General features: G+C 74.8%; 7 protein-coding genes. 1 reads left to right on the forward strand and 6 read right to left on the reverse strand.

All coding sequences use genetic code 11. From position 1 onward, the window contains the following. The 3 genes from PYR91_RS08230 to PYR91_RS08240 are packed head-to-tail and all read right to left on the reverse strand — an operon-like array spanning position 1 to position 12337. Positions 1 to 5547 (reverse strand): type I polyketide synthase, encoded by a 5547-nt coding sequence (locus PYR91_RS08230; RefSeq protein ID WP_279778669.1) that lies wholly within the window; start codon positions 5545 to 5547, stop codon positions 1 to 3. An 8-nt stretch (positions 5548 to 5555) separates the two neighbouring features. Further along, complete coding sequence (locus PYR91_RS08235; RefSeq protein WP_279778671.1) at positions 5556 to 10991, reverse strand: non-ribosomal peptide synthetase; 5436 nt, start codon at positions 10989 to 10991, stop codon at positions 5556 to 5558. Then, positions 10988 to 12337, reverse strand: coding sequence for a thioesterase domain-containing protein (locus PYR91_RS08240; RefSeq protein WP_279778672.1), 1350 nt, complete (start codon positions 12335 to 12337; stop codon positions 10988 to 10990). The genes PYR91_RS08235 and PYR91_RS08240 overlap by 4 nt, the downstream gene beginning before the upstream one ends. A 795-nt stretch (positions 12338 to 13132) precedes the next feature. Here PYR91_RS08240 and PYR91_RS08245 point away from each other — a divergent pair. Beyond that, entirely contained in the window at positions 13133 to 14152 is a 1020-nt protein-coding gene (locus PYR91_RS08245; protein ID WP_279778673.1) for a C45 family peptidase, read from the forward strand. A gap of 173 nt (positions 14153 to 14325) precedes the next feature. Here PYR91_RS08245 and yjfF read toward each other — a convergent pair whose 3' ends face one another. From yjfF to PYR91_RS08260, 3 genes are read right to left on the reverse strand one after another with little or no spacing between them, the layout of a single operon-like run. Beyond that, positions 14326 to 15348 carry a galactofuranose ABC transporter, permease protein YjfF gene (yjfF, locus tag PYR91_RS08250; protein ID WP_279778674.1) on the reverse strand — a complete coding sequence of 341 codons (1023 nt, stop codon included), beginning with the start codon at positions 15346 to 15348 and terminating at the stop codon, positions 14326 to 14328. Next, the gene (locus tag PYR91_RS08255; protein ID WP_279778675.1) at positions 15345 to 16463 is read right to left on the reverse strand and encodes an ABC transporter permease; all 1119 of its coding nucleotides are present in this window, start codon (positions 16461 to 16463) and stop codon (positions 15345 to 15347) included. The genes yjfF and PYR91_RS08255 overlap by 4 nt, the downstream gene beginning before the upstream one ends. Continuing rightward, the gene (locus PYR91_RS08260; RefSeq protein WP_279778676.1) at positions 16460 to 17971 is read right to left on the reverse strand and encodes a sugar ABC transporter ATP-binding protein; all 1512 of its coding nucleotides are present in this window, start codon (positions 17969 to 17971) and stop codon (positions 16460 to 16462) included. The genes PYR91_RS08255 and PYR91_RS08260 overlap by 4 nt, the downstream gene beginning before the upstream one ends. Between the last annotated feature and the right edge of the window lie 29 nt (positions 17972 to 18000).

The raw sequence follows: 18000 nt of genomic DNA on the forward strand, positions 1-18000 counted from the left end.
TCACGCCCTCTCCATTCGGGGCAGCCGCTTGATGGCCACCTGCTTGTCGCCGCCGGACGCGGCCGGGGCGGCGTCCTTGCCCGCCCCGCCGCCGGAGCCCTGGGCGCGGATCTCCTCGACCAGCGCGGCCATGCCCCTGACCGTCGGCACCTGGAAGAGGCTGCGCATCGGGAGCCGCACGCCGAGCTTCTTGCGAAGCAGGGCGATGAGCTGGACGGCGACCAGCGAGTTGCCGCCCAGCTCGAAGAACTCGTCCTCGACGCTGACCCGCTTGGCGCCGAGGACCTCGCACCACAGCCCGGCCAGGGTGCTCTCCAGCTCGGTGCGCGGCGCCACGTGCCCCGTCGCGTCGTCGTCCGCGACGGCCTCGCCGGCGGTCGTGCCCAGTTCCTCGGCCACGGTGTCCTGCGTCAGCTCGCGCACGCCGGCCACGAACTCCGCGAGCGGGGTCGCGTTCACCACGACCTGCACGCCGAGGTCGAAGGCGACCAGCCTGCGGAAGGCGTCGGCGCCCTCGGCGGGCGCGATGCCGCGCTTGGCGCCCTCGGCGTCCAGGGCCGCGCCCGCGGCGGCCGACTGCTCGTCGACGGCCTGCGCGCCGGCCGTCTCGCGGGCGGCCTCGTCGACGCCGCGGGCGACGTCGGCGGCGTCGATCCGCCTGAGCACGAAGTCGGCGACCTCCGCGACCCGTTCGCCGCCGTCGTCGTACAGCGTCAGGTCGACGGCCACGATCTCGCCGCCCTCGGTGTCGCGGAGCCGCGCGTGGCTCCACAGCTTGGCGGGCAGTGGGGCGAGCAGCGTGAGGCGCCCGTACCCGAGCGGCAGGTACTTGCCGCCGACCAGGGCGCTGACGAAGGCGGTCGCCTCGTCCAGCAGCGCCGGGTGCAGCGGCAGCCGGTCCAACTCGGCGGCCGCCTCCCGGCCGGCCTCCAGCCGGGCCAGGTGCTCGTTCTGCCCCATGTGGACGGCGCGCACGCCGCCCCACCGGGAGCCGAACGTCAGCAGCCCCGAGGAGGAGGCGGAGAACATCTCGTCGGTGGCGTGGCTGATCCCGTAGGAGCACCGCAGCCGCACCTCGGCGAGGTCGCCGGCGTCGTCGGCGCGCGCCGCGGCGGGCACCCACGACGCGATGCCGCGCGCGTGTGAGGTGGACCGCTCGCCGGCGACGCTGGTCACCTCGAACTCCACGCCGTCGCCTCCCGGCGCGAACACGACGCGCAGCTCGGCCGACGCGTCGTCGGCCAGGGACAGCGGCGTCGTGAACGCCACGTCGCGCAGCTCCACGACGTGGCCGGGGCCGGGGCTGGGGACGGATGCCTCGAAGGCGTGGCGCGCGGTCTCCAGGTAGCCGGTGCCGGGCATCACCGCGACGCCGGCGATGCGGTGCTCGTCGAGCAGCCAGTGCGTCGCGGGCGAGATCTGGCCGGTGCACCAGGGCAGCCGGTCCGCGGACGGCTCGTGCCGGTGGGTGAGCACGGGATGGTCGAGCGCGGTGACCCGGTCGCCGCGCTGGAGGGCGCGGAACGCCACCGGCGCGGCCACCTCCGCCGCCATGCCGACCTCCAGCCAGGCGCCCCAGTTCACCGAGACGACCCGGCCCGGCCAGGTCTGGGCGTAGGCGTCGAGGAAGTTGTTGGCGGCGCAGTAGTCGACCTGGCCGAACCCGCCGGCGACCGCGGTCACCGAGGAGCACAGCATGACGACGTCCAGGTCGAGATCGCCGAAGGCCTCGCGCAGCGCGACCGCGCCGAGGATCTTGGGCGCCAGCACGCTCTCGGCCGTCTCGCGCTCCTTCACCTCGGCCATGCCGCCGCCGGGCAGCCCGGCCGCGTGCACGACGCCGTCGACGCGGCCGAAGCGGGCGAGCGTCTCCTCGCGGACCCGGCGCATGGCGCCGGCGTCGGTCACGTCGGCCGCCAGGGTCAGCACCTGCGCCCCGGCCGCCTCCATGCGGCGGATCGCGGCGACGGCGCGCGACGTGCGGTCGGCGCCGCCCGCGAGGGCGTCCCACTCCTCGCGCGGCGGCAGCCCGGAGCGGCCGAGCAGCACCAGCCGGGCCCGCAGGCGCACGGCCAGGTCCTCGGCCAGGGTCACGCCGATGCCGCCCAGACCGCCCGTGATGACGTACACGCCGCCCTGCCTGAGGCCCGCGTCCGCGGCGGTCACCTCGACGGGCTCGTAGCCGCGGACCCAGCGGCGCCCGCCGCGCAGCGCGACCGGGGACGGCGGAGTGCCCTCCTCGGGCCGGTCGAGGGCGGGGTCGCGGGCCAGCTCGGCCAGCAGCGGGGCGAGGTCGTGGGAGGGGTCCGCCAGGTCGACGTGGCGCACCGACAGCCACGGCGCCTCCAGCGGCACGACCTTGGCGATGCCCGCCACCGTCGCGTGCTCGGGACGGGTCAGGTCGGCCCCGACGACGCCCTGCGTGCCCGCGGTGAGCACGTCGAGGTGGACGTCGGCCTCGCGGTCGGCCTGGGCCAGCGCCTGCACCAGGTTGAGCAGGCTGAAGAACCCGAGGTCCTGCGCGGCCCACACGCGGCCGGGCGTCCGCTCGTCCGGCGGTTCGTCGAGCGCCCAGGCGTGGACCACCCGCTCCGGGACGCCGGCCTCGGCGACCAGCGCGTCGTAGTCCTCGCGCACCCCGGGCCGGACGGTGAACGAGCCGTCCGGCGAGCGCCCGTACGCGTCCCCGGCCGTCACGGTGACGACCTCGGCGCCCCCGGCGCGCAGGGCCGCGACCAGCGGGGCCGCCGTCGGGCCCGCGAAGGCCAGGCAGCGCCCCGTCAGGGGCGTGCCGGTGACGGGGACGGGCGCCTGCCGCCAGGCCGGGACGCTGAACCACTCCTGCACCGGCAGCGCGCCCGTGCGCGGCGGTGCGGGGTAGACCATCTCCGGGTCGGGCAGGATCGGCACCCAGTGGTGGGAGCGCTCGAAGGGGTAGTGCGGCAGCGGGACGCGGCGGCCCGGCGCGGTCAGCGCCCCGGGGTCCACGGCCGCGCCGGCCGTCCACAGGGTTCCGGCGGTGGCGCACAGCACCTGGAGGTCCGACTTGGCGTCCGACGGTCCGGGCAGGCTGGCCAGCGGCGCCGTGCCGCCCTGCCGCACCTGTGTCCTGGCCAGGCCGGCGAGCTGGCGTCCGGGCCCGCACTCGACCATCAGCCAGTCGCCCTCGGCGAGCAGGGTGGCGACGCAGTCGCCGAACCGGACGGTCTCCCGCAGGTGGCGCGTCCAGTACGCCGGGTCCACGGCCTCCTCGGCGGTGATCCACGTGCCGGTGAGGTTGGACAGGAAGGGCAGGCCGGGCACGTGCCGCGTCACCCCGGCGACCAGGTCGTGGAACTCGGCGAGGACGGGGTCCATCATCGGCGAGTGGAAGGCGTGCGAGGTGCGCAGCCGCGTGTGACCGGTGCCGTCCTCGGCGAGCGTCGCCGCGTACCGGTCGACCAGGTCGTCCGGCCCCGCCACCACGCAGGCCCCCGGGCCGTTGACGGTGGCGATCGACAGGCCGTCGGGCAGGCGCCCGCGCAGCTCGTCCTGGTCGAGGCGGACGGCGAGCATCGAGCCCGGCGGGATGCCCTGCATCAGCCGGCCCCGGGCCGCCACCAGGCGCAGCGCGTCGGGCAGGTCGAAGACGCCCGCGCAGGCGGCGGCCACGTACTCCCCGATGCTGTGGCCGATCATGCCGGAGGGCTCGACCCCGCACGAGCGCCAGAACCGCGCGAGCGCGTACTCCACGGTGAACAGCGCGGGCTGGGTGAACTCGGTGCGGCGCAGCCGCTCCTCGGCGGCCTGGCGGTCGGCTTCGGCGGGCATCAGCAGGTCGCGCAGGTCGAGGCCGATCTCGTCGCGCAGGATCTCCGCGCACTCGTCCACGGCCGCCCGGAACGTCTCCTCGGCGCGGTAGAGCTCGGCGCCCATGCCCGCGTACTGGGAGCCCTGGCCGGAGAACAGCCACGCCACGCGCGGCCGTCCGGCGCTGCCCTTGACCAGGCGCCGCGGGTCGCGAAGCGCGCGCACCGCGTCGGCGGCGTCCGAGGCTACGACGACGGCGCGGTGCTTCATCTCGCGCCTGCCGGCGCCCAGGGTGAAGGCGACGTCGGCCAGGTCGAGGTCCTGGCCCGGCTCCTCCAGCCGGTCGGCGAGGCGCGTCGCCATTGCGGCGAGCGCGGACGGCGTGCGGGCCGAGAGCCGCAGCAGGTGGGCGGTGCGCGGCTCGCGGGGCACCGGGTCCAGAGGGGGCGCCTCCTGCAGCACCACGTGGGCGTTGGTGCCGCCGATGCCGAACGAGCTGACGCCCGCGCGGCGCGGGAAGTCCTCCGGCTCCCACTTGGTGGGGGCGCTGACGACGTAGAAGGGGTTCTTCCCGAACCCGATCTCGGGGTTCGGGCGCTCGAAGTTGATGCTCGGCGGGATCAGCCCGTTCTCCAGCGCCAGCACCGTCTTGACGAACCCGGCGATGCCGGCGGCCGGACCGAGGTGCCCGATGTTGGTCTTGACCGAGCCGATGCCGCACCAGCCGGCCTCCGTCGTGTCCCGGTGGAACACGTTCGACAGGGCCGCCACCTCGATGGGGTCGCCCATGGAGGTGCCCGTGCCGTGCGCCTCGACGTAGGTCACCGTGCGCGGGTCGGCCCCGGCCACGTCGAGCGCCTGCGCGACGGCGACCGCCTGCCCCTCGGAGCTGGGCGCGGAGAACCCCACCTTGGTGGCGCCGTCGTTGTTGATCGCGTTGCCGATCACGATCGCGCGGATGTGGTCGCCCGCGGCGACCGCCTCCGACAGCCGCTTCAGCACCGCGACGCCGCCCCCGCCGCCCCACACCGTGCCCTTGGCGCCCGCGTCGAAGGCCCGGCAGTGCCCGTCGGCGGCGTAGATGCCGTCCTGGTGGTACTGGTAGCCCCACTCGGGCGGCATCTCGATCGAGACGCCGCCGGTGAGCACCATGTCGCACTCCCCGGCCCGCAGCGCCTCGCACGCCACGTGCAGCGCGACCAGCGAGGAGGAGCAGGCGGTGTGCATCGTCAGGCTCGGGCCGCGCAGGTCGAGCTTGTAGGAGACGAGCGTGGACAGGTAGTCGGGGTGGTTGCCGACGTAGATGCCGAGGTTGCCCACCGAGGCGTGCACGCTCTTGTCGCGCCGGATGTACATCCACTGGTACTCGTCGGAGCCGACGGCCCCGTAGACGCCGATCTCGCCCGGGTAGCGGGCCGGGTCGTACCCGGCGTCCTCCAGGGCGGAGTGCGCCAGCTCCAGGAACATCCGGTGCTGCGGGTCGCGCGTCTCGGCCTCGCGCGGCGACATGCCGAAGAACGGGGCGTCCAGGGCGCCGTAGTCGGCGGCGATGGACGCGGCCCGGACGAAGGTGGGGTCGTCCAGCAGGTAGCCGGGCACGCCGAGCGCCGCCTGCTCCTCCTTGGTGTAGAACCTGACCGACTCCACCCCGTCCACCAGGTTGCGCCAGAACGCCGGGACGTCCGGCGCGCCGGGCAGCCGGCAGGACAGGCCGACGACCGCGATCGGCTCGACCGTGTATTCCTCGTCAGTGCTCATCGGGCCGGTCATTCGTTGTTCTCCTGTCTGGCCTGGTGAGGCCTTCGCGACGAGGGACGCGCCTGGCGCGCGGCGATCCGCCGGGCGGCGCGCTCCGATCCTTGGAGCCTTCGGTCGCCGTCCAGGTGCGCGGCGAGGGAGCGGACGGTCGGGAAGCGGAAGAGGTCGACGATCGGCACCTCGCGGCCGAGGGAGGCGGCCAGGCGCACCTGGACCTGCGCGGTGGCGAGCGAGTGACCGCCGATGTCGAAGAAGTTCTCCTCTGCGGAGACCCTCGGCACGCCGAGGACCTCGCGCCAGACGGCGGTGATCAGCCGCTCGGTCGCGGTCGCCGACTCCTGGCCGGGCCCGCGCGCGGGGCGCGGCGCCGGGGCGGGAAGCGCGGCCCGGTCGACCTTCCCGTTCGGGGTCAGCGGCAGGGCGGGCAGCAGGATCACGTCGGCGGGCACGGCGTAGCCGGGCAGGCGGTCGCGCAGGTGGCGGCGCAGCTCGCCCGGCGGCGTGCCGGCCGCGGCCGGAACGGCGTACGCGCGCAGCAGGGGGCCGTCGGGCCGGTCGACCGCGACGACGACGGCGGCCCGCACGCCCGGGTGCGCGGCGAGGGTGTTCTCGATCTCGCCCAGCTCGACCCGGTAGCCGCGGATCTTCACCTGGCCGTCGCGCCTGCCGGCGAGCACGACGCGGCCGTCGGGGTCGTAACGCCCGAGGTCGCCGGTCCGGTACCGGCGGACGGCCTCGTCGGGGCCCTCCGGCGTGAACCGCTCCTTGGTGAGCGCCTCGTCGAGGTACCCCTCGGCCAGCCGGCGCCCGCGCACCACCACCTCGCCCAGCTCGCCCACGGCGGCCGGCGCGCCGCCGGGCGTCAGCACGAGCAGCTCGGCGCCGTCCACGCCGTGCCCCACGGGCACCGGTCCCGCGGCGGCCGTCCGGTCGGTGATCTCGTACATGGCCTGCACCTGGGGCGTCTCGGTGGTCCCGTAGGTGTTCACCAGCCGGGCGTTCGGCGCGACCCGCGCGAGGCGCGCGACGTCGGCGCGGGTGAGCCGGTCGCCGCCGAACAGCACCAGCCGCAGGGCGGGCAGCCGGACGCCCGCGGCGGCCACGAGCGTGGCGAGCTGCGGGGTGACGTGGGCGACGGTGACGGCCTCGTCGCGCAGCCACGCGGCCAGGACCGCGGGGTCGCGGACGGCGTCCTGCCCGGGGACCCGCAGCGTCGCGCCCGTGACCAGGGGGGTGAAGGCGTCGCGCAGCAGCGGGTCGTGGGCCGGGCCGGCGAGCAGGGCGAACCTGTCGTCCGGCCCGAGGCCGAAGGCGCGCGGGTACCAGTCGAGGAAGCGGGCGAGCGGGCCTTCGGCCGCGCGCACCGGCTTGGGCTCGCCCGTGGTGCCCGAGGTGAACGACAGGTAGCCACGCCGTCCGGCGGGCACGACCGGGGCCTCGCCGTCGCTGTTCGACTCCAGGACCGGCTCGGGGCGCCCGGCCAGTTCAGGGAGCCCGGCCGGCTCGGGGAGCCCGGCCAACTCGGGGAGCCCGGCCAACTCGGGGAGTCCGGCCAGTTCGGGGGGCGTGACGGTGCCCGGGCAGCGCAGCAGGGCGCGGGCGTCGACGGCCCGGGCCTGGGCCGCCAGCCGGGCGGGCGGCAGCGCCGGGTCGAGCACGGCCCACCGCGCGCCGCTCGCGAGCACGCCGAGCAGCAGGGCGGGCAGCTCGCGGTGGCGGGCGGCCAGCACCGCGACCGCCTGGCCGGGCAGGACGCCCGCGGCGGCGACGGCGCGTGCCGTGCGGTTCATGAGGCCGACCAGCTCGGCATAGGTCAGCTGGCCGCCCGCGTCGGCGACCGCGACCCGCCCGGGGTGGCTCGCCGCCCGGCGCAGCACCCGCTCGACCAGGCCGGGGCCGTCCCACGCGGGCAGCTCGGCGCTCCCGTCGGGAAGCGCCCGGCCCACCGGGCCCGCCGGTCGGAGCCGGGCGAGGCCCGCCGGCCGGGCGGGGTCGTCCACCAGCTCGCCGAGCAGGTGGACGTACCCCGCGAGCAGGGCCTCGACGCGCTCGGCCCGGAACAGGCGGGGGTTGTACACGGTGTGGAGGACGTAGCGGCCGTCCCGCTCGGCCACGTACATCGTCAGGTCGAACAGCGAGCCGGGCAGTCCGGGCGGCAGCGGGCGGGCGGTGATCCCGGGCAGGTCGAGCCGGGGCTCGGAGAAGTCGTACATGTTGAACTGCACCTGGATGAGCGGGTTGCGCGACAGGTCGCGGCCCGCCACCAGCCGGTCCACCAGGCGCTCCAGCCGGGTGTCGAGGTGGGCGAAGGCGCCCGACAGCGCCTGCTGGCAACCGGTCGCCTGCTCCTCGAACGTCCGCTCGTCCGCCACGGTGAGCCGGAGCGGCATGACGTGGACGAGGCAGCCGGCCAGCGGCTCGAACGCCGGGTCCCGCCGGTCGGCGACCGGCGTGCCCACGATCACGTCCTCGGCGCCGCTCAGCCGCCGGAGCACCTGGGCGAACGCCGCGAGCAGCACGGCGTACGGCGTGACGCCGAGCCGCGCGGCGAGCCGGCGGACGCCCCGGCTCGCGCCGTCGTCCACCTCCGTCCCGGACGCGGCGCCCTCGAACGTCTGCACGGCCGGGCGCGGGTGGTCGCCGGGCAGGTCGAGCACGGTGGGCGCGCCGCGCAGCGCCTCGGCCCACCAGTCGAGGTCGGCTGGGGACTCCCGGGCCGCGAGCCAGGCGACGTAGCCGCCGAAGGAGGTCGCCAGCGGCGCGTACGGCTCGCGCCGGTACGCCCGTGCGACGTCCTCGTACAGCACCGCCTGCGACAGGCCGTCGAACACGATGTGGTGCGCCGTGACGGCGAGCACGTGCTCGTCCGGCCCGAGCCGGAACAGCCGCGCCCGCCACAGCGGCCCGGCCGCGAGGTCGAAGGTGCGGCGCGCCTCCTCCTCCAGCAGCGAGCGCAGCGCCGAGTCCGGCGGGGCGGCCTCCTGCCCGGCGGCGGAGTCGAACGTGTGACGCGCCTCCTCCTCCAGCAGCGAGCGCAGCGCCGAGTCCTGAGCGGCGGCCTCCTGCCGCCCGGCGGCGGAGTCGAACGTGCGGCGCGCCTCCTGCTCAGGCGGCGGGGGTGACGCGGGCTCCGGCGCGCCGTCCCCCCGTCCGTCGAACGGGAGGGCGCCGGTCAGGTCCTCCACCGGCAGCGGCACCTCGCCCGGCGGCTCCACGACGACCACCGGCACGCCGCCGGTCTCCGGGACACGCCAGCGCAGCACCTCGTGCCGCCGGGCGACCTCCCCGAGCGCGGCGCGCAGCGCGCCTGCGTCGAGCGGGCCGGACAGCCGCAGCGCCATCGCGATGTTGTGCGCGGGCGTGCCGGGCGAGAGCCGTTCCACGAACCACATGCGCCGCTGGATCGCCGACAGCGCCGCCGGGGCCTCGGCGGGCGGGGCGCCCGCGGGCGGGGCGGCCTCGACCCGGCGCGCGATGCCCGCGACCGTCCGGCCCGAGAGCACGTCCTCGATGTAGACGTCCCTGCCCAGCTCGGCGCGCAGGGCCGACACCAGGCGCATGGCGAGCAGCGAGTGGCCGCCCGCCGCGAAGAAGTCGTCGCCGGGCCCCGGCTCGGCGTCGCCGAACGTGCGGGCCCACGCCGCGGCGACGAGCCGCTCGGTCTCGGTGCGGAGCGCCTCGCCGCGCGCCGGGACCGGGCCGGGGGCGGCGGCGTGGGCATGGGCGCGCAGGCGGGCCAGGTCGACCTTGCCCGCCGTGGTCAGCGGCAGCACGGGCAGCCCGACCACCTGCGTGGGGACCATGTAGGCGGGCAGGCGGGCCAGGCAGTGCTCGCGGATCGCCCCGGGGTCGGCGGCGTCCCCGGGCGCCAGGTAGGCGACGAGGGCCCGCAGGCCCGAGGGGCCGGTGTCCACGTCCACGACGGCCTGGCGCACGCCGGGGTGGGCGCGCAGCACCGACTCGACCTCGCCGATCTCCACCCGCTGCCCCTGGATCTTCACCTGGCGGTCGAGCCGTCCCAGGAAGCCGATCCGCCCGTCGGGCTCGACCACGACGCGGTCGCCCGTGCGGTACAGCCGCGAGCCCGGCGGGCCGTGCGGGTCGGGGACGAAGCGGTCGGCCGACAGGCCCGGCCGATCCAGGTAGCCCCGGGCGAGCTGGGGACCGCCGATGCACAGCTCGCCGGGCGTGCCGGGCGGGCACGGCTCCAGCCGGTCGTCCAGCACCCGCGCCACGCAGCCGGGGAGCGCGTGGCCGATCGGCAGCGGCCGGTCCCACGCGCCGGACAGCTCGGTGCCGACCACGCACACCGTGGTCTCGGTGGGCCCGTACCAGTTGTGGAACCGCCGCGTCCCCGGGCGCGCCCACCTGGCGACCTGCTCCGGCCCGGCGGGCTCGCCGGCGGTGAGCAGGTCGCGCAGCAGGGGCAGCCGGTCGGGGTCGAGCAGCGGCAGCAACGCGGGCGGGATGGTGCCCCAGGTGACCTCGTGCGCCTCAAGAAAGCGCTGCAGCCGGACGGGGTCCACCCGGTCGTCGTCGGGGATGAACGCGACCGAGCCGCCCCTGGCCAGCGGGGCGAAGACGTCGAGCACCGACACGTCGAAGCCCAGCGCGGCGAAGCCGATGCTGCGGCAGCCGGCGTCGAGGCCGAAGAACTCCCCGGCCATCGTGACGAACGCGACCGCGGACGCGTGGCTCACCACCACGCCCTTGGGACGGCCCGTGGACCCGGAGGTGTACAGCACGTAGGCCGCGTTGGACGGGTGCGGCCGCCCGTCCCGCGCCCCCGCCTCCCACGACGGCACGCCATCGGGAGCGGCCGAGTCGCCGGAGGCCGCCGCGTCTTCCGGGGTCTTCGGCCGGTCGCGGTGGGCCGGGACGTCGGGATGGGCCGGGCCGGAGGCGGCCGGGACGTCGGGGTGGGCCGCGCCGGAGGCGGCCGGGATGTCGGGGTGGGCCGCGCGGGAGGCGGCCGGGATGTCGGGGTGGGCCGCGCGGGAGGCGGCCGGGCCGTCGGGGTGGGCCGCGCCGGGGGTGGCCGGGGCGTCGTCCTCGGCGGGCGCGAACAGGCGGACCGGGAGGCCCGTCAGCAGGTCTTCGGCGCCGGGGCCGGCCACCACGTGTCGGATCCCCGCGTCCTCGACGACGCCGGCCAGCCGCGCGGGCGGGTGGCCGGGGTCCAGCGGCACGTACGCGCCGCCCGCCCGCAGCACGCCGAGCACCGCGATCAGCAGCTCGGGCGTCCGGCGGGCGCAGACGCCGACGCGCACCTCCGGCCCGACGCCGGCCTCGCGCAGCCGCGCGGCCAGGGCGTCCGCAGCGCCGGTGAGGCGCCGATAGGTCAACCGCCGGTCCCACTGCCGCACCGCGATGGCGTCCGGGGTGCGCGCGGCCTGGCTGACGACGAGATCGTGCAGGAGTGCCACCGTCGTGCCCCCGCTCAAAGTGAACTGTCCAGGGTGTCGAAGCGCAGCAGCGTCCGGCCGCGCGGGAGGGCGACGGCCGCGAGCGCCTCACCGCGTGAGGTGGGCAGCGGCAGGTGGGTGACGTGCCACCCCGCGATGTCGGTCGCCGTCGCCGTGGCGATGCCGGGCGCCGTCGCCGTCGCGAGGGCGGTCGCACGGCCCGGCGGCGCGGGCGGCGGGCCGGGGTCGCCGTGCGCGACGGGCCGCCACGTGCCGGGGGCGGCGAGGTCGGGGAAGCCGACGCTCGAAGGCTCGACCCCGCTCGCCGCCACCAGCGCCTTCTTCGCCGTACGCGCGCGCAGGGCCAGCCACGGACGGTCCTCCTCGGCGGCGCCCTCGATCTGCTCAAGCTCGTCGGCGCTGAGCAGGGCGTCGTCGGGGTGGCCGCCGTCCAGGGCGCGCAGCCGCTCGACCGCCACGCCGATCTCGCCGCCCGGGGAGACGGCGGCCAGCGCCAGGCCGTCGCCGCCGGCGACGCCGCAGCTCGGGGCCGGGCCGGCGGAGTCGTAGCGGCGCATGACGGCGTCCGCGAGGCGCGCGGCGGGGACGTCCCCGGTGGCCAGCCAGACGTGCACCTCGTCGTCGCCGACCCGTTCGGGGGCGTGGCCGTCCGCCAGGTCGTCGGCGAGCAGCCGGGCCAGGCCGGCGTCCGGGTCGGCCAGGAACAGGTGACCGCCGCGCACGGTGCGCAGGCGGAAGCGGGAGCTGGTGTGCCTGCCCCATCCGAGCATCACCGGCGGCGGCACCTCGGCGTCGTCGAGCCCGGCGACGGCGACCACGGGAACGTCCAGCGGCGGCTCGGGGGTGTACCGGTACCGCCTGATCCACGTGAAGTCGGCGCGCAGCACCGGCAGGAGCAGCTCCCGCAGCTCCGGCTCGTCACGCAGCTCGGGCAGCGCGCCCGCGCGGCTGATGAGCTGCTCGATGAACGTGTCGTCGGGAAGGTCGACCGCCGCGGCCAGCGGAACCCTGCGGTCGGGCGGGTGCGCCCCGCCCACGTAGAGGCGCGCCGGCGGGGGCAGCGCGCGGCGGCGCAGCTCCCTGACCACCTCGAACGCGATGCGCGCGCCCATGCTGTGGCCGTAGAGGGCGTAGGGCCCGCGGGTGTGCGGGGCCAGCTCGTCGGTGATCTCGCCGACGCTCAGGTGAGGCGGCTCGGAGAAGCGGGTCTCCCTGCCGGGAAGCTGGATCGGGACGACCTCGGCGGCGTCGCCGAGAACCGCTCGCAGGGGCCGGTAGGCGCTCGCCGCGCCCCCGGCATACGGCAGGCAGAACAACGTCGGTGCGGATTCGAGGGTAGAAGGTCGTGGTCGGTCCACCGCCATATGCAGTGCTCCCCTGTGAAGCCGCAATTCACCGGTATTCGGATGTGGTACGAGCCACTACCACGCCCCTCTATATCCCACTGAGACTTGCCAAGGACCCTTATATACATGTCGAAGGAGGAACGTCAAGATCCTTTCGGCACACTCGTGACACACGACGTTCACCGACTTCCGGTCCAACCGAAAACAGGTGTTCACATGGCCGATTGGATGGTGGAGAGTTCCGGAGCAGCGGGTCCGAACGGCGACGCAGGCCCATCCGGCCCGCCGGTCAGGTCGCGAAGGAGCGCGTCAAGCCGCTCTGAACTGCGAGAACGCCTGAACGCGAGGGGCCGGTACGCCGGAGCGGCTCCCGTTCAGCGATCACCCGGCTACGGGCGGCGGCGTCCCGCCCCACCCGCCGGACGAGAGGGGCGGGAAGGGCTCCGCCAAAAGGCCCAGCACCCTATACGCCGCAATTAAGGCGGTCAACTTTATTCTTTCCGCGGGATCCGACACTTCAACGATCGCTCGAACAACGGCCCTCCGGCGGAAGATCGGAACGGTCCGATTCGACACTTCAACGATCGACCGAACAACGGCCCGGACGTCGGACCGGAACGGTCCGATTCCACAATTGCCGTCAGAAGGCCAAGGGCGCGCGCAGTCAGGAACATCACCATCAGGTGATTCCCGTTGACCGTCCGATGGCAATTGAATTTTCATCCTTCACGGGTTACATTTCCCGGCGGGAAAGGCCGTCGTCCCAGCCCCTCACGGCTGGCGGTCCCCGCCGCGGCGCGTCAGTATGGCACCATGCCTGAGCCTTCCAGGGTCGCGGTGACGGTCCTGCTCGTCCTCGCGGCGCTCACCGGTTGCGCGACCGGCGCCGCCCGGCCGCCCGAGGAGGACGCCGCGAAGAAGTCCGCCGGCGGGTCGCTTTCCGCCGACCACGCCGCCTCGCTGGCCACCCTGCGCAAGGTCGACGACCACCCGCTGTGGACGATGCGCTTCACCGGCGGATACGACCCCTTCACGCCGCTCGACGCGCCGCTGCCGGCCACCGGCGTCGGGTGCTCGCTGTTCAGCGCGCACGGCGATCCCGCCGACCCCGTCTTCGGCCGCAACTTCGACTACCCCCGCCAGCCCGCCCTGCTGCTGTTCACCACCCCGCCGTCCGGCCACGCTTCGGTGTCCATGGTGGACGTCTCCTACCTGGGCGTGTCGTCGGAGCAGGACTTCGCCACCGACGCCGGCAGGCGGGCGCTGCTGAAGGCCCCGCTGCTGCCGTTCGACGGCATGAACGCCAAGGGCCTGGTCGTGGGCATGGCCACCGTCCCGCGCTGGCAGCCGGTTCACAAGCCCGGGCGCCGCACGATCGGCAGCGTCCGCGTCATGCGCCTGGTGCTCGACGGCGCGGCGACGGTGGACGAGGCCGTCGAGATCTTCGGCCGGCACAACATCGACACCGCCGACACCCCGCCCCTGCACTACATGGTCGCCGACGCCGAGGGCCGCTCGGCGATCATCGAGTTCGTCGACGGCGAGATGGTGGTGCGGCACGGGGAGGGCGCCTGGCAGGCCATGGTGAACTTCATCGACGCCGGTTCCACCGAGAAGGGCCGCCAGGACGACCCGCGCTACCACCGGGCCGACAGGACGTTGCGCGCCGCCGGGGGCAGGCTCACCCCCGAGCAGGCCATGGACCTGCTCTCCGGCCTGCAGCAGCACCACACGCAGTGGTCCATCGTCTACGGCAAGAAGTCCGGCGAGGTGCGGCTCGCCACCGGGCAGAAGTACCACCGGGTCCACCGGTTCCACCTGCCGATGGGCTGAGCCTCCCCCGGCCGCCCGCCGCACCGCCGTGCCCGCCGGCGCCCCCGGCTTCGGGGGCTCCGGCTCCGCGGGCCGGCTCGCGGGCTACGGCGGCGACGGCCGCGGGGATAACGGTCAGCCCGTAAACCGGCTCACGATGAGCGCCGGTGAGGCGCGCGCCCGGGGCGCGCGCCTCACGCCGCGGTCGCGACCGGCGCTCCGCCACGGGTGCGGCGGACGCCGATGAACCTCTGCAGGACGATGAAGACGAACAGCAGCAGGCCGATGAAGATGCTCGTCCACCAGGGGCTGAGCGTCCCCTCGAAGCTCAGGATCGTCTGGGTGAGGCCGAGCACGAGCACGCCCAGCACCGTGCCGACGAGGTACCCCGAGCCGCCGGTGAGCAGCGCCCCGCCGATGACCACCGCCGCGATGGCGTCCAGCTCCATGCCGACGGCGTTCAGACCGTAACCCGAGAGCATGTAGAAGGACATCAGGAGTCCGCCGAGAGCGGAGCACAGGCCGCTGATCGTGTAGACGGCGATCGTCGTGCGCGCCACCGGCAGGCCCATGAGCAGCGCCGACTGCCGGTCGCCGCCGACCGCGTACACCGCGCGGCCCAGGCGGGTGTAGTGCAGCACGTACCCCGCCACGAGCACCACCACGGCGGCGATCACCACGCTGGGCGAGATCCACATCCCGGCGCCGAGCTCGATCCGGGCGTCCGCGACGGCGGTGAAGGTGCCGTCGGTGATCGGGATGGACTCGGTGCCGATCACGTAACACAGGCCGCGGGCCAGGAACATCCCGGCGAGGGTCACGATGAACGGCTGGATCTCGAAGTAGTGGATGACCGCCCCCATCCCCAGCCCCAGCAACGAGCCGGCCGCCAGCACCAGGGCGATCACCAGCGGCGCCGGCAGGCCGGGATCGGCCAGCAGGCTCGCGGAGATCATCGTGGAGAGCGCCACCACCGCCCCGACCGACAGGTCGATGCCGCCGGCCACGATGACGAACGTCATGCCGACCGCGACGACGAGCAGGAAGGCGTTGTCCACGAAGACGTTGAGCACCACCTGGCCGCTGGCGAAGCCCTCGTAGCGGATGCCGCCGGCCACGAGCATCGCGACGAACAGCCCCGCCGTCACGGCGACGGGCACGTACTTGCGCGGGAACGTCAGCCGTGTCTCGGGCAGGGTCGCGGTGGTCTCGGTCATCGGTTCCTCACAGTCTCTTCACGTCCCTCGCCCGCGGTCACGTCCGAGACGGACGCGTCCGAGGGGCCGTCCGCCGGAGCGGGCGGCGGCGGGGCGGGCCTCGCCCGCCGCCGGAACGCCTTGCGCCGGAACGACGGCGACTGCAGCAGGCACACGAGGGTCACCACCAGCGCCTTGAACAGCAGCGTGGTCTCCGGCGTCACGCCGATCGAGTAGATCGTCGTGGTCAGCGTCTGGATGATCAGCGCGCCCAGCACCGTCCCCGCGATGGAGAACCGGCCGCCCAGCAGCGAGGTGCCGCCGATCACGACGGCCAGGATGGCGTCCAGCTCGATCCACAGCCCGGCGTAGTTGCCGTCCGCGCTGGACACGTTGGAGCTGATCATCAGCCCCGCGATGCCGGCGCACAGCCCGCAGAAGGTGTAGACGACGATCAGCACGCCGCTGGACCGGATCCCCGACAGCCTGCTGGCCTCGGCGTTGCCGCCCACCGACTCGATGAACATGCCGAGGGCGAGCCGCCTGGTGAGGAAGCCGGTCAGCGCGACCAGCGCCGTCACGACGAGGATGCCGAACGGCAGCGTGAGCCAGTAGCCGCCGCCGATCAGCTTGTACGGCGCGCTGTTGATCGTGATGATCTGCCCGTCGGTGATGAGCTGCGCCAGGCCGCGCCCGGCCACCATGAGGATCAGCGTCGCGATGATCGGCTGGATGCCGATGACCGACACCAGGACCCCGTTCCAGGCCCCGAGCACGAGCGCGACGGCCAGCGCGACGCCCACGGCCGCCAGCACGCCGGTGACCGAGCCCTGGTCGGTCAGGTCGCTGATGCGCAGGCAGGCCAGCGCGCCGGCGATGGCCACCACCGATCCGACCGACAGGTCGATGCCGCCGGTGGCGATGACCAGCGTCATGCCGAGCGCCACGAGGATCAGCGGCGCGCCGAACCGGAGGATGTCGATGAGGCTGCCGTACAGGTGCCCCTGCCGCATCTGCACGGTCAGGAAGCCGTCGGTGAACACGACGTTCAGCACCAGCAGGGCGACCAGGACGGCGACGGGCCAGAACAGCCGGTGCGCAGTCAGGGCCCGGGCGAGGTTCCTCTCCTGGCTCACGACGGCACCCCACTCGCGATCTTGTTCATCAGCGCGTCGGTCGTGAGCGCCTCGTCGTTGTCGAGCTGGGCGACCAGCTCGCGGTCGCGCACCACGCCCACGCGGTGGCTGAGGCGCAGCACCTCCTCCAGCTCGGCGGAGACGAACAGCACCGCCATGCCGCCGTCCGACAGCTCGGCGACCAGCCGCTGGATCTCCGCCTTCGCGCCGACGTCGACGCCCCGGGTGGGCTCGTCCAGGATGAGCAGCCGGGGTTCCATGATCAGCCAGCGGGCGAGCAGCACCTTCTGCTGGTTGCCGCCGCTGAGGGTGCCGACCGGCTGGTCGGGATCGCCCGGCCGGATGTTCAGCGCGGCGATGTACTTCGCGACCAGCTCGTCCTGCCTGCGCCGGGGCACCGGCCTGCTCCAGCCGCGGGACGCCTGGAGCGCCAGCACGATGTTCTCGCGCACGGTCAGCTCGTCGACGAGCCCCTCCGCGCGCCGGTTCTCCGAGCAGAAGGCGATCTTGCGGGCCATCGCGGCCCGCGGCGACCGCAGGGTCACCGGCTTGCCGCCCATCTGGACCGACCCGCCGCCGGCGAGGTCGGCGCCGAACAGCAGGCGGGCGATCTCGGTGCGGCCGGAGCCGAGCAGCCCGGCGAGGCCGAACACCTCGCCCCGCCTGATGGTGAGCGAGAACGGCGCGATGCCGCCGGGCCGCCCGAGGTCGCGCGTCTCGATCAGCGGCTCGGCGACGCGGGCGAGCGGCCTGCCCTCCAGCTTCTCCAGGGCGGCCAGCTCGCGGCCGATCATCTTGGCGACCAGGTCGACCTGGGGCAGCTCGCGGGTGAGGTACTCCCCGACGAGCCGGCCGTCGCGCAGGATCGTCATGCGGTCGGACACCTCGTACACCTGGTCGAGGAAGTGCGACACGAACAGGATGGCGATGCCCTCCTCCTTCAGCCGCCGCATCACCCGGAAGAGCTGGGCCACCTCGCCGGCGTCAAGGCTGGAGGTGGGCTCGTCGAGCACCAGCACCTTGGCCTCGACGCCGACCGCCCGGGCGATGGCGACCATCTGCTGGACGGCGAGCGAGCACGACGCCAGCGGCGCCGACACGTCGACGTCCAACTCCAGCCGGTCCATCAGCGCCTTGGCGCCGCGGCGCATCTTGCTCCACTGGATGCGGCCGAACCGGCGCGGCTCACGGCCGATGTAGATGTTCTCGGCCACCGAGAGGTTCCCGCAGAGGTTGACCTCCTGGTACACCGTGCTGATGCCGGCCCGCTGCGCGGCGAGCGGGCCGGAGAACGCGACCGGACGTCCCGCCAGCTCCACTCGGCCCTCGTCGACCTCGTAGACGCCGGTCAAGACCTTGATCAGCGTCGACTTGCCCGCGCCGTTCTCGCCCATCAGCGCGTGCACCTCGCCCGGCAGCAGCCGGAAGTCGACGCCGTCCAACGCCTTGACGCCGGGGAACCGTTTGCCGATGCCGCTCATCCGCACGATGGGCGCCGGTTCGGCCATGCGACGATCCTCTCTCTCCTCGGAACGCG

It is taken from the genome of Sphaerisporangium sp. TRM90804 (genome assembly GCF_029846175.1).
GTDB lineage: Bacteria > Actinomycetota > Actinomycetes > Streptosporangiales > Streptosporangiaceae > Sphaerisporangium.

Coding starts and splice junctions, on each gene's coding strand:
- PYR91_RS08230 (WP_279778669.1), bottom strand. CDS start 5,547: ATGAGCACTGACGAGGAATACACGGTCGAGCCGATCGCGGTCGTCGGC.
- PYR91_RS08240 (WP_279778672.1), bottom strand. CDS start 12,337: ATGGCGGTGGACCGACCACGACCTTCTACCCTCGAATCCGCACCGACG.
- PYR91_RS08245 (WP_279778673.1), top strand. CDS start 13,133: ATGCCTGAGCCTTCCAGGGTCGCGGTGACGGTCCTGCTCGTCCTCGCG.
- yjfF (WP_279778674.1), bottom strand. CDS start 15,348: ATGACCGAGACCACCGCGACCCTGCCCGAGACACGGCTGACGTTCCCG.
- PYR91_RS08260 (WP_279778676.1), bottom strand. CDS start 17,971: ATGGCCGAACCGGCGCCCATCGTGCGGATGAGCGGCATCGGCAAACGG.